Origin of the sequence: Sphingomonas radicis (assembly GCF_051400635.1) — a bacterium.
Classification (GTDB): domain Bacteria; phylum Pseudomonadota; class Alphaproteobacteria; order Sphingomonadales; family Sphingomonadaceae; genus Sphingomonas.
Genome location: NZ_JBLFFG010000001.1, coordinates 451,439 through 463,856, shown reverse-complemented (window position 1 = coordinate 463,856; position 12,418 = coordinate 451,439). Strand labels below are relative to the sequence as shown.

The window sequence follows — 12,418 nt, the reverse complement described above, 5'->3', positions numbered from 1 at the left end:
AGGGTTGCGTTGCGGATATTGTTCTACCTGCCGGTGGTGACGCCTTTGTGGTTCGAGCGTGTCGTCGTGCCGATGATCCGCACGCTGCGCCCGCACGCCGAGCTGCACGTGCTGGTCCCTGCGCTGTGGCGCAACACGGGCGTCGCGCGGCAGCATCTGGCGAAGTGCGCCGATCTCACCGACATACACTGGCACATCGTCGAGGGACCGGGGCACGAGAGCCTGCGCGATGCGCCTGACGACCGCGAAGGGCTGATCGGCTTCGTCCAGTCGCTCGCGCCCGATCACGTGCTGTGCCGCGTCGCCGAGACCGAGACGGTCGCCCGCTTCCCGGGCAAGATCCATCACATTCTCGAAGCCGGCTCGCCGCCGCTGCGGACGATCCCGTTCGGCGTCATCCTCCAGCCGCTGCTGTTCGAGAACGGCGCGATTCCCGCGCTCACTTCGGAGCAGGCGGCCGGTCTCGATGCGCAGTTCGCACCGCGCTGGGAGGCGGCGCAACAGCGGCGGGCCAAGACCTGGCCGTTCGACCTCCCGCGCGCGGAGGCGCTGGCGCTGCTGGACCTGCCGAGCGACCGCAGGATCATCGCGGTGCCGCTCGAATACGATCATGAGGAGAATTTCTACTGGGTCCAGCATCGCTTCCGCGAAAACATCGATCTGGTCTCGCACTTGCTCGACAGCATTCCCGACGATTTCCTGCTCGCCTTCACCAACCATCCGCTCAACGTCGCGCACGGTCGCGACGCGGCGCTTCGCGCGGAACTGCAGCGGCTCGGCAGGCGCGTCCACATCGTCTCGGCTCCCGATCCGGATATCAACGTCACCGATCTGCTCGTCCGCCACTGCGACGGGATGATCGTGCAGAACTCCAAATCCTATTCGGTGGGTGCGCTGTTCGGAAAGCCGGTGCTGCGGCTGTCGCATTGCCCTTCGGCCGAATGGCTGCGGACCTACGAGGACCTCGACACTTTCCTCGCCGCGCTCGGCGCCGGATCGGCGGTTGCGGCCGACCCCGAGGCGGTCCGCCGCTGGTTCGCCTATCGCATCGCCGACGAGAGCTTCGACGCCGAGACGATCGGCGCCGCCGACCTGCTCGCCCGACTCGACAATCGCATTTCGCCCGGGCGCTGGGAAACCGGCTTCGCCCGCTACGACCAATATCAGACCGGGAGATGAAGATGCCCAACCCCTATAAGGATATTTCGGTAATCATCCCGGTGCGCGAAGGCAGCAGCCGCGTGCGCGAGAAGATTTTCCTGCCGTTCCACGACGACATGTCGCTGCTCGACTGGAAGATCGAGCAGATGAAGCTGGTGCAGGATCCGGCACTGATCTTCCTCAGCTCCAATTCGGAGCGCGTGCGCGCAGTGGCCGAGCGCGCCGGCATCGGCTTCTTGCAGCGCAGCGACTATCTGAGCGTGGGGCACCAGGCTTCGTTCACCGAAGTGATCACCGGCGTGGTGGCCGACATCGCGACGCCGCACTTCGCCTGGGTGACGGTGGTGGTGCCGCTGATGAAGCCGAGCGAATATCGCGAGGGCTTCGATCTCTACCTGCGCCAGGTGGTGCGCGAGAAGAGCCATGACAGCCTCGTCTCGGTCAATCTGCTCAAGGAATATTTCTGGAACGCCGAGCGGCCGCTCAACTACCGCGCCGACAAGCACCACACGATCAGCCAGGAACTGCCCGACTGGTTCCGCGTGACCAACGGGCTCTACATGCGCTCGCGCGAGGACACGCTGCGCGAAGGCTATTTCCTCGGCGCGAGCCCGCTGATGCACCGCGTCAGCAAGGCTTCGGGAATCGATATCGACGAGTATGAGGATTATGAGTGCGCGATGGCCATGAAAGCCTTTTACCTGCGCAGCGAGGAGGCCCGCGCGCTGGCGGCGTGAGGCGGAGACGTCAGGGCTTCTTCGCCAGCTTGTCCTTCAAACCGGCGAGCGCGCCGAACGGGCCGGCTTCCTCCTCGCTCAGTACGCCCGCCTGCTTGAGCACCGCGCCGGCATTGGGACTGCGCGGGAACGGGTCGAGCGCGAGTGCGAGCGTCTCCGCCGCGGCCTCGCCGAGGTCGATCGCGCTGCCCGAGTAGAAGACGGTGTCGCATTCGTCCTCGCTGAGCTCGAATTCGTCGTCCCCGGCTTCGGGGCCATCGGTTTCGGGAAGGAAGCGGATCGCGAAATCCTCTTCGATCGTCGCGGGCACCGGCTCGTCTGTAACCACACAGGACTGGGTGACCTGGCCCGACAGATGCCCGCGCGCGATCACGCCGGTGGCATCGCGGTGGAGCGTGAAGGCGGCTTCGAGCTTGTCGAGCGCCTTGAGGGCGAAGCGCCGGGCAAGCGCGGCGCGCTCCTCCGGCTCGGCAGCCACGTCGATGCGCACTTCGCCGGCGCCGATCTGGTCGAGGCGGTGGGGGCGGGAGAATTCGGGAGTCATCGCGGCAGCTCGCCTGCAATCACGGACTCGATCGGGGTAGCGGCGAGAGCATCGTGAAATGCCCTGAGCCGCGCCTCGACATGCGCCAGCGCCGCATCGGACGGGGCGTTGCCGCGGTAGAGATTGCGCACCAGCGCAGGGCCGAGTGTGCCATCGGCGAGACCGCTGCGATAGGCGCCGAGCCGTCCCCCCAGCATCCCCATCATCCGGCCCATATGCTTGCCTACCACGATGTCGCCGATGCCGATCTCGCGCAGCTGGCCGTCCATGTCCTCGATGAAGCATTCGGCGAGCGCAGTGCTCGGCGCGACTCCCGCCGGCTCCTGCTCGAGGCGGAGCAGCACCATCGCGAGCACCGCGGCGATCATGTCGAAGCGCCCGTCGATCGTGTCGGGCACCGCGCCCTCGGCATACCAGTGCGGCGCGCGCGCGCGGGCCACCACCGCGGCATAAAGTCGCGCCGCGGCGCCGCGCTCGGGTGCGCCGAAGAGCCGCTTGAGCAATTGCATTTCCCGTCTGTCCGTCCGTTCGGAGTGCCGCGACCTTGTTTGGCCGCATTTTGCCGCATATTGAGGCGAACGGCGCGCGATGCAATGCGCGCGTGCTTGCGTTTGTCCGGAGACTCCAATGCCGATTCCCGTCCGCCTCGCTGGTTGCGCCATGCTGCTTGCTGCCATGGGCACGACCGCCTGCACCCAGACGAGGACGCATCAGGGCTATGTGATCGATCGCGAGCTGGTCGATGCGATCCAGCCGGGCGTCGACAACCGCGACTCGGTGATGCAGACGCTGGGCCAGCCGACGCTCACCAGCCAGTTCAACGGCGGCGAATGGTATTATGTGTCGCGCGACAGCCGCAACTACATGTTCCAGGACCCGAAGGTGCGGTCGCAGACCACGTTGCGCGTCCGCTTCGACGGCGCGGGCAACGTCGCCGCAGTCGACCGGATGAACGAGGAGCTGGTCGCCAAGGTCGATCCCTATGGCAAGAAGACCCCCACGCTGGGCCGCAAGCGCGGCTTCTTCGAGGATCTGTTCGGCAACATCGGCACCGTCGGTGCGCCCGGTACCGCACCGGGCGGCGGCGCGGGTCAATAGATCCTAAGCTTGCTGCCGGCTGACTGCCGCGTTCCCGGTCGGTTCAGCCACGATTCTCCAAAAAGTACCAGTGCCGTTTTCGGGCGGCCTGGAATGCTTGGGAGAACAAGATGAAGAAGATCGTCACCGCTGCGCTGCTCGCCGCCGTCGCCATGCCGGCCGTGGCATTGCCGACCGCCGCGAGCGCCCAGTCGCGCAGCGAGCTGCGTCGCGACCGGCAGGACATTCGCGAGGAGCGGCGCGAGCTCGACCGCGCCTATCGCCGCGGAGACCGGGGCGACATTCGCGACGAGCGCCGCGACCTGCGCGAGGCGCACCAGGAATATCGCGAGGATCTGCGCGACCGGAATCGCCGCTGGGGCGACAATGACTGGCGCGATTATCGCAACCGCAATCGCACCATCTATGCTCGCGGCAGCTGGCGTGCGCCCTTTGGTTACCAGCGCTTCCGCCCCGGTGTTCGGATCGCGCCGAACTTTTGGGGTTCGCGCTATTGGATCAACGATCCCTGGCGCTACCGCCTGCCCCCGGCAGGCCGCTATCAGCGCTGGGTGCGCCACTATAACGACGTGCTGCTGATCGATTCGCGGCGCGGGCGCGTGGTCCGGGTGATCCCCGGCTTCTACTGGTAAGCCGTTGGTCTCCGCCCCGGGCTGCGCTGCAGTCCGGGGCAATCCGGAGTTCGGCCGCGCCGGATGCGCCCGGCGCGGCCGGTGCCCGCAGGCACGGTCCGAAAGGGGAAGGACCATCGCGCTGAACGCGCCTGAAGCCGTTTCGGTCCTGTAGTGAATCCAATTTTGCGCACGTGTCAGCGCACTGTGAAGAGAATCTGGTCCACCACCCGTCCGCCCAGGTCCACCAGCCGCAGCCGGTGCTGCCCGGGCGGGGGCTGGATCAGCGGAGTCGCACTCGCCGGACCCAGGTCGCGCCGATCGAGCAACAGCCGGTATCCCGCCGCTTCGCCCGTTACCGCGACAGTCAGCCGCTGGCGGTCGGGTGGAATATCGGGGTCGATCGCGTAGACGCTTCCCGCGACGGGATTGACGATGCGCGGCCGGCGCGCGGCTGCGGGCGCCGCCGCGATCTCGCGCAGCGCCGTGCCGCGGAGGAAATATTCGCGGCGCGGCTGCTCGATCCCCCCGGCGAAGCGGATCGCGCGTTCCTCGATCTGCGCCGGGCGCGGCGGCGCCCTGCCGGGCACGTCGCGGTGCAATGCCATCATGACGTCACGCCACACCGGCGCCGCGCCGCTGGTCCCGGAGACCGCTCGCATCGGATCGCCCTCCAGGTTGCCGACCCACACGCCGACGGTGAACCGGGTCGAGAAGCCGATGCACCAATTGTCGCGCATCGCTTTGGATGTGCCGGTCTTGGCCGCAGCCCAGAAGGGGAGACGCAGCGCCGAATCGGTGCCGAACGTGCCCGCACGGGCGTTGGGATCGGCGAGCATGTCGGCGACGATCCACGCCGCTTCGGGTGTAGTGACCGGGCGGGCGGCGGCGGCAGGCGAGGCTTTGGTCACCCTCAGCGGTGCCCAGCGCCCGCCGAGCGCGAGGCTGCGAAATGCTGCCACCTGCTCCACCAGCGTCACTTCCGCTGATCCCAGCGCGAGCGAGTAGCCATAATATTGGCCGTCCTCGACGAGGCCACGATAGCCGGTGTCCCACAGCCGATCACGGAAGGCGTCGACGCCGGTGAGCAGCAGTGTACGTACGGCGGGGACGTTGAGCGAGCCGCCGAGCGCGATCCGCGCGGAGACCGGGCCCTTGAAGGCGCGGTCGTAATTCTGTGGGGCATAGAGCCCCGAGGCAGTGTCGAGCTGCACCGGGGAATCGTCGAGGATCGAGGCAGCGGTGAGATAGCCCTTCTCGATCGCCTGGGCGTAAAGGAAGGGCTTGAGCGTCGATCCCGCCTGCCGATAGGCGGAGGCTCCGTCGACCGCCGGCGCAGTGCTCTCGCCGCCGATCCCGCCGACATAGGCGAGCACTTCCCCGGTCGCATTGTCCGCCACCACCACGGCCCCGTCGCGCGCGCGCGTGCCGCCGAGGCCCTGGAGCTGGCGGCGCAGCGCCGCGATCGCGATGCGCTGGATACGCGCGTCGAGTGTAGCGGCGACGCGTACGCCGGGCTTGTCGAGCAGATGTGCGGCGAGGTGCGGCGCAAGGCCGGGATCGAGCGCGAGGCTGCGCGCGGGGCCGAGCATCGATGCCGCCGCGCCGGCGAAACGGCTGCAATCCTTGTCGCGACCCAGCGCGCAGGCGCGTCGTGCGACTTCGGCCGATCCTGCCTGCGGATTGGGGAGCAGGGCGGCGAGCAGCAACGCATCGTCGTGAGTCAGCACCGCAGGCGTCTTGCCGAACAGGCCGAGCGCGGCAGCACCGATCCCCTGCGCCTCGCCCCGGAAGCCGGCGAGGTTGAGATAGGCCTCGAGGATCTGGTCCTTGGTCCAGCGCGCCTCGAGTGCTGAGGCCGCGCGCATCTGCCGGAGCTTGTCCCAGCTGCTGCGCCTCCCCGGGCGCGCGAGTTCGGGTGCGAGATAGGCGGCGACCTGCATCGAAAGCGTCGAGGCGCCGCGCGCGCGCTTGCCTTCGATGCGATCGCGCAGCGCGCCCGCGAGCGCCAGCCAGTCGATCCCCCCATGGCTGCGGAAGCGCCGGTCCTCCGCCGCGACGATCGTCTCGGGCACGGCAGGCGCAATCTCCTGCAGCCGGGTCCAGGCGAGGCGGCGCGCCTGATAGTCGATGCGCGCGCTGTCGATCAGCCGGCCGTGTCGGTCGTAGAGCCAGGCTTCGGAGGGCTGCCAAGCGCTGCGTACTGCCGCATAGTCGGGCAGCGGCGGTGGGCGCGTGGCCCAATCGATCGCGATGTGGCCGCCGATCAGGGCAAGCAGGGCGCTCCAGACGATCCGAGGCGGGGTAAGCACGCCCGGCAGGCCGCGCTCACGCCACGCCCTGCGCTGGCGTGTCGCCCAGCGCCCGATCGCATCGGGAAAGCCGTCGATGCGCTCGATCAGGGGGGCAAGGCGTGGCAGCTTCATCGTCCTTACCGGCGCATCATCGCTCCGCCACCACCATTGCCTGGTTCGGCAGCTGCGCGCGGATCTCGGGCGAGTACATCGCCTCCACCCGCGTCGCAGGCAGGCTGAACCGGCCCGCAGCGTTGAGCCGCATCACATAGGAGATGGTGAAACGCCCGCGCGGCACCCAGCCATAATAGGCGCGCCACGCATCGCGGCCGCGCTCGATCCAGTTGGGCGAGACGCCGTCGCTGGTGCCGCCCTCCGCGGCGAGCATCTCGGACTGGCCGCCGAGATTACCGATCACCGTCGCCCCGGTCGGGACCGGATCGTCGATCACCACCCAGTTGCGCTCGGCCGATGCCTCGACGGTGATCGTCACCTTGATGACGTCGCCGCGCGTGTAGCGGCCCTTGGCGAAGGACTGGACCGGGGTGACCTGCTTTGTCGCGCGATAGCCCGCCATCAGTGGCTTGGTCAGCGGCACCGCCGCCTTGACGCGGACGAAGGCCCACGGGCCCGCGCCGCCGCTCTGGCCCAGCTGCAGCGGCGTCTGCTGCGCCGGGAGCGGCAGGCTGAACAGCCGTTGCGGTTCGGCGAGGGGCCAGCTCCGGGTGACGTTCGCCGGGCCCAGCGTGGCGGTGGTCACGCCCGCGATGTTCTCCGCTGGATAGAGGCTCATGAAGCGCCGCGCGGCGATCGTGCCCCAGGCGTTGGCGGTGGTCGTGTCCCAATGGCCGCGTTGCTGGCGCATCGCGACGCCGGTCATCAGCTTCGGCGAATCGCCCTGCCATCCGGGGCGGCCGAGCGTGACCAAAGCGGCCTTCACTGCGGCTTCATCGTTCGAGGACATCAGCCACCAGGGCATGTTGCCCTTGTCGGAAAGGTCGATGCGTGTCCCTTCATAGACCAGCCGGGTGCGCAGCACGCGCTCGGCATCGGCGCGGAGCTGGGCGCCGTTGGCGAGACCCGGCACGCGGCCGAGCGCCGCCAGATAATCGGCCAGCGAGGATGTCGGCATCTCGGCGGGGGCGATACCGATCTGGCCGAGCATGTCGGCGGTTGCGGCACCCTGGCGGGCCAGCGCGGCAAAGGCTGCGATGCGCTGGAGGCGGACGTCGCCATAATCCTCGTGCCTCAAACGCCCGTCGAGCACGGCCTTCATCGCCTCGATCATCTTCGCGCGCGGCTCGGCTGGAAGCGGCAGGCCTGCTTCGCCGGTGATCGAGAGGACATAGGCGGTCAGCGCCTCGGATCCCGGCCATTCGCCGGGGAAGTAGCGCAGCAGTCCGTCGCCGTCCTGATAGGCTGGGATTTCGCCCGCGAGCAGGTTCCACGCCGCGGTGTCACCGAGCGCGATCGCCTTCGACAGCCGCTGCTCGAAACAGCCATAGGGATAGGCGGCCATATAGTCGCGCACGCCCTGGAGTGGTGGCGCGAGCGTGTCGGCGAGCTGGACTTCGACCATGCCGAACCCCGGCAGCGCGCCCGCCGGGGGCGCGACGGCGAGGCTGGTGCCGGCGCCGACGCGGACAAGGCTGGCTGCCCAGGTCTCGACGGGGACGGCGGGGATCACGTCCTGCGCGACGGTCACCCGGTCGGCTGCCTTGCCGTCGGCCGAGCGTGCAGTGACGGTCCAGCTGAGCTTGCCGTCGCGCGGCGGAGCGGTGAGGTTCCAGGTCACGGGTGCGGCGCCGCCGGCCGGAATGTCGACGGTCAGAGGTCTGCCGGTCGCGACCGCTGGACTCAGCGTGACATTGGCGGTCACGCGCATCGGCCGGTCCGATCCGTTGCGCAGCGTGAACATCGCGCCGAAGGTATCGCCGGTGCGCACCAGCTGGGGCACGCCTGCGAAGATGCTGAGATCCTGCCGCGTCCGCACGCTCGCCTCGCCGGTGCCGAAGAGCTGCGCACCGTTGGTGGCGATCGCGACGAGCTTGAACGAGGTGAGCGCGTCGGAAAGCGGCACCGCTACGCGCGCGCGCCCCTGCTGATCGAGGGCCACGCGGCCGCGCCACAGCAGCACAGGCTCGAAATTCTCGCGGTTGAGGCCAGAGAGGTCGCCACCGCCCCCGCCGCCTGCCTCCACGGCCTTGCGGCCATAATGGCGCTTGCCGACCACTTGGGTCTGTGCGGTAGAGGTGAGGACCGAGAGCGGCCGTTCCCCCATCATCGCCGCGAGCACGTCCCAGCTTTCGTTGGGCGCGAGCTGGAGCAGCGCTTCGTCGACTGCGGCGAAAGCGACATCGGCCTGGCGTGCGGGCGAGCCGTCGGGATTCCTCACCTGCACTTCGACATTCGCAGTCTCGCGCGCGCCATAGGCCTGCTTGTCGGCCTTGACCGTCACGCTGAGCTTGTGCCCCTCCCAGCCCACTTTCACCTTGGCGATGCCCAGACGGTAGGCGGGCTTTGCGAGATCGACCGTCGCGGTGGGCTTGCCGCCGTCCCTGGAGAAGAAGGGCAGCCCCCAGTCGCGCGCGAGGCTCGATCCCCAGTTGGAGAAGCCCGAGACGCGCCCGCGCACGGCCATCACCGATACATAGACGTCGGGCGCATAGCCGCCGGGCATCGGCACTTCGATCACCGGATCCTTGCCCGAAAGCCCGACGACGAAGCTCGAAAGCACGCCTTCGCGCTCGACCGTCACCAGCGCGGTCGCGTCGCGGAAGGGCATGCGGACCTGGAATTTGGCGGTTTCGCCCGCCTTGTATTCGAGCTGCTCGGGGATCAGGTCCATCCGATCGCCATTGTCGCCGCCGAACCACCAATCCTCGTCGCCGACCAGCCACACCGATTGCGTCGCGCGCGCGACATTGCCGTTCGCGTCCTTGGTGGTGGCGACGGCATAGACTTCGCCCGATACGCCGGGATCGAGCTGGCATGTCGCGAGCCCCTGCGCGTCGGTGTTCGCCGAGCAGGTCGCGCCGAGCCTGGTCGTCTTCATCTGGTTGTCATAGGCGTAGAAGCCGCCGATCAGCCGCCGACGCGCCGTGAGTATCTCGCGGCTATAGAGCTCGACCGAGATCGACTGGTTGGCGATCGGCTTTCCCGAAGTGTCGAGCGCGACGAAGCGCAGCCGCAGATCGTCCTGCTTCATCAGCCAGCCATCGGTCTTGATGCCCAGCCGTACCCCCGAAGTGTAGATGGGCACGCGGCGCGAGGCGGTCAGGATTTCGCCATTGGCGTCCTGATAGTCCATCTCGACCTGCATGTTGGTCGCCTGGTCGAGCGTCTGCGGCACTTCGACATTGGTGCGCGCCGCGCCGTCCGCGCCGAGCGTGACGGGCAGCGTCTGGGTCGGCGGCAGCTGCGCCGATTCCTCGTCGGTCTCGTCGTCGCCGTTGAGCGGCTTCACGCCTTCGCTGAGCGCGCGTCCGCCGAAGCTGTAGCTCTCATAGCCCGCAGGGGTTTCGACGCCCTCGAACCAGCCGACGCGCAGCTCGACCGGCAAACCTGACGCGCCCCCGCCCGAAAGATAGCCGACGAACAGGTCGAGCGGCAGCGTGCGCGGCCGTACCGCGGCTTCCTTGGGCCCCGCGACCGATGCCTTCATCGTCGGGAGCTTGTATTCGTCGACCTTGAACGACTGGCTGGTCCAGATCGTCCGCTCCTCGGCACCGCCGGGCACGAGCACCTGGATGTCGTACTCGCCCATCTTGGCGCCCTGTGGCGCGGTCCATTCGCTCTCGCCAATGCCGTTGGCGTCGATTGTGAGCGGCAGGTCGTACTGCGTGTCCGACCCGCGGTGCGACAGGCGCAGCGTGCCGCTGAACGCCGGGCTGGTCGCGAAGCCCGTCGCGATCGGCTTGCGGACGATGTGCTTCATATGGATCGTCTCGCCCTGGCGGACGAGCGCGCGATCGAAGACGGTGTGGAAGATCTGCTCCTGCGCCTCGTAGCCGAAGGGCAGGTCGAAGTCGTAGGGCCGGATGCCCTCGCCCCAGCCGGTGAGGGTGAAGCTGAAATCGTCGGCCTTGCGTGCCGAAACCATCAGCGGCTGCGCTTCGCTGGAGCGGCAATCGCCATAGGTGTTGGGTTCGGGAATACCCTTGGGCACGCCAAGCCGGCCCGACGCATCGGTGGTGCCGCGCGCGAGCAGCTGGCCGGTGCAGCTGTCGGTCACCCGCACTTCGGCGCCTCCCACTCCCTTGCCGCTGTCGAGCGCAGTCACCCAGACGAGCGAACTCTCACGGCCCCATTTGAAATGGACCGCCATGTTGGTGACGAGCGCGCCCGCGGCAACGTAGCGCGGCGCCGCCCGGCCGAGCAAAGCCTGGCCGAGCCGCGGGCTCGCCAGCTCGACCACGTAGAAGCCAGGCTCGGTGAGCGGGATGCCGACGACTTCGAACTCCTTGCCCTTGCCCGGCAGGTCGAGTTTGAAGGGCTTGCCCGTGGCGGCGGTGAGCAGCGGCTTGGCGCCGGTCTGGTTGATCCGCACCGTCTCCTCGCCGCGCTTGACTTCGTTCACCTTGCGCGCGCCGGCATCATCGATCGCGCGCAGCCAGCGGGCGACCTCGCCGTCGCCGCCCTCGACCTTCAGGCTTTGCCCGTTCACCGCCATGCGGCTGCCGCCGAGCGATTGCTCGACGTTTCGCACGCTCACCGGCAGCACGCCCCCTTCCCTGGCTTCGAGGATGCCGAAGTCGGCGGCGAACTTCACCAGCGGCGGCGCCTCATCGAACCGCACGTCGAGCGGGAAACGCTCGGCATTGGAGAGCTTCCGCCCGCTCTCGTCGGCGACATTGTCGGGGAGCACCAGACTGGCGGTGACGGCCGCGGGCAGCGGCGCCTTGAAGCGCACGTCGCCGATCGTCGCGCGGCGCTTCTCCTCGTCGGAGAGCTGGGGAGCGAGTGTCTTGCCGTCGGGGAGCCTGATGCGGATCGCCTCGGCCTGCGCGCGCGGGATGGGTGCGGAGAAGCGGACGAAAGCGTCCTGCACCGGACTGCACCCGGCCTGCGGATTGACGCGCGAACATTCGAACCGCGCGGCGAAAGGCTTGCGGACGGTGAAATCGAAACGCTGGTCGGTTCCGGCGATCCGGCCTCCCGCGCCGGCGATGTCCTTGCCCCAGATCAGCGCCACGTCGCGTCCCGGCGGCAGCGGCCGGCGGCATTTGAGCGCGACGACGCTCGCGGTCGCGCGGGTGCGTGCCTGGGCGTCGGCCGGCAGCGCCTGGGGCAGTCCGGCTTCCTCCAGAAAGTTGCGCACTTCCCAGCGATCGGTGCCGAGCTCGCTCAGCAGTTTGGGCGCGACATCGGCGGGGAGCACGTCGACCGGGATTTTCTCGCCGATTCCATCGACCGCACAATAGGCATTGGCGGCCACCGAGCCGCGATCGGGGGCCAGGTTGGCGGCGACCAGGAAGACCTGGTCCTCCTCGATCTCGCCGCCATAGCGGCTCGGCAGCACTGCGCGCGCGATCGGCCCGCCGCTGTCGACGGTGAAGCGCGTCTGGCCCTTCACGTCTATCCCGGCGAGCGTGCGCAGCTTGTCCTGGAGCGTGAAGGTGCAGGTCACGCCGCCGGGCAGCGGGCTCGCGAATTCGTGGACATAGGTCTGCTGGTCCACCCAGCGGCCTTCGCCGGCGATCGGGCACTCGGCCTTGAAGGGCGACGCGGCGCGCGGATCACCGAGCGCGACCATCGGCTGGTTGAAGCGCGCAGTGAAACGCTCGATCGCGCCGTCGCCCACGCCGGGGGTGAACATCTCCACCTGCGGGCTGTCATCGCTCAGCGCTGCGATCGCACCGAGCGGCGCCGCGATCAGCGCCAGAATGCCGAGACGCACACCCACCCGCATCGAACTTCTCCAGCCGCAGATGACGCACGATAACCGCGCCGCTCATGTCGTCCAAGCAACGA

The 12,418-nt window shown here is 68.5% G+C and carries 8 protein-coding genes; 4 read left to right on the top strand and 4 right to left on the bottom strand.

The annotated features are described in order from the left end of the window. The first annotated feature begins 9 nt into the window (after positions 1 to 9). Complete coding sequence (locus tag ACMGDH_RS01995; RefSeq protein WP_436826247.1) at positions 10 to 1,179, top strand: hypothetical protein; 1,170 nt, start codon at positions 10 to 12, stop codon at positions 1,177 to 1,179. Between the two features lie 2 nt (positions 1,180 to 1,181). Next, a complete protein-coding gene (locus ACMGDH_RS01990; RefSeq protein ID WP_436826246.1) occupies positions 1,182 to 1,898 on the top strand; it encodes an acylneuraminate cytidylyltransferase family protein in 717 nt (238 codons plus the stop codon). A gap of 10 nt (positions 1,899 to 1,908) precedes the next feature. On the opposite strand, the gene ACMGDH_RS01985 is transcribed toward ACMGDH_RS01990, so the two are convergent. Together ACMGDH_RS01985 and ACMGDH_RS01980 are read right to left on the bottom strand one after the other, a co-directional pair. Then, entirely contained in the window at positions 1,909 to 2,442 is a 534-nt protein-coding gene (locus ACMGDH_RS01985) for a YceD family protein (RefSeq protein ID WP_436826245.1), read from the bottom strand. Further along, entirely contained in the window at positions 2,439 to 2,951 is a 513-nt protein-coding gene (locus ACMGDH_RS01980; RefSeq protein WP_436826244.1) for a ubiquinol-cytochrome C chaperone family protein, read from the bottom strand. The genes ACMGDH_RS01985 and ACMGDH_RS01980 overlap by 4 nt, the downstream gene beginning before the upstream one ends. A 118-nt stretch (positions 2,952 to 3,069) precedes the next feature. On the opposite strand from ACMGDH_RS01980, the gene ACMGDH_RS01975 reads away from it, so the two are divergent. Both ACMGDH_RS01975 and ACMGDH_RS01970 read left to right on the top strand, forming a co-directional pair. After that, positions 3,070 to 3,540: an outer membrane protein assembly factor BamE gene (locus tag ACMGDH_RS01975; RefSeq protein ID WP_436826243.1), complete on the top strand. Its 471-nt coding sequence runs from the start codon at positions 3,070 to 3,072 to the stop codon at positions 3,538 to 3,540. A 110-nt stretch (positions 3,541 to 3,650) separates the two neighbouring features. Next, positions 3,651 to 4,172, top strand: a complete 522-nt coding sequence (locus ACMGDH_RS01970; protein ID WP_436826242.1) for an RcnB family protein — start codon at positions 3,651 to 3,653, stop codon at positions 4,170 to 4,172. Between the two features lie 176 nt (positions 4,173 to 4,348). Here the strand turns inward: ACMGDH_RS01970 and pbpC are convergent, their stop codons facing one another. Both pbpC and ACMGDH_RS01960 read right to left on the bottom strand, forming a co-directional pair. Next, positions 4,349 to 6,577: a penicillin-binding protein 1C gene (pbpC, locus tag ACMGDH_RS01965; RefSeq protein ID WP_436826241.1), complete on the bottom strand. Its 2,229-nt coding sequence runs from the start codon at positions 6,575 to 6,577 to the stop codon at positions 4,349 to 4,351. Positions 6,578 to 6,593: 16 nt separating this feature from the next. Beyond that, positions 6,594 to 12,356: an alpha-2-macroglobulin family protein gene (locus ACMGDH_RS01960; protein ID WP_436826240.1), complete on the bottom strand. Its 5,763-nt coding sequence runs from the start codon at positions 12,354 to 12,356 to the stop codon at positions 6,594 to 6,596. Positions 12,357 to 12,418: the final 62 nt, after the last annotated feature.

Coding starts and splice junctions, on each gene's coding strand:
- ACMGDH_RS01990 (WP_436826246.1), top strand. CDS start 1,182: ATGCCCAACCCCTATAAGGATATTTCGGTAATCATCCCGGTGCGCGAA.
- ACMGDH_RS01985 (WP_436826245.1), bottom strand. CDS start 2,442: ATGACTCCCGAATTCTCCCGCCCCCACCGCCTCGACCAGATCGGCGCC.
- ACMGDH_RS01980 (WP_436826244.1), bottom strand. CDS start 2,951: ATGCAATTGCTCAAGCGGCTCTTCGGCGCACCCGAGCGCGGCGCCGCG.
- ACMGDH_RS01975 (WP_436826243.1), top strand. CDS start 3,070: ATGCCGATTCCCGTCCGCCTCGCTGGTTGCGCCATGCTGCTTGCTGCC.
- ACMGDH_RS01970 (WP_436826242.1), top strand. CDS start 3,651: ATGAAGAAGATCGTCACCGCTGCGCTGCTCGCCGCCGTCGCCATGCCG.
- pbpC (WP_436826241.1), bottom strand. CDS start 6,577: ATGAAGCTGCCACGCCTTGCCCCCCTGATCGAGCGCATCGACGGCTTT.
- ACMGDH_RS01960 (WP_436826240.1), bottom strand. CDS start 12,356: ATGCGGGTGGGTGTGCGTCTCGGCATTCTGGCGCTGATCGCGGCGCCG.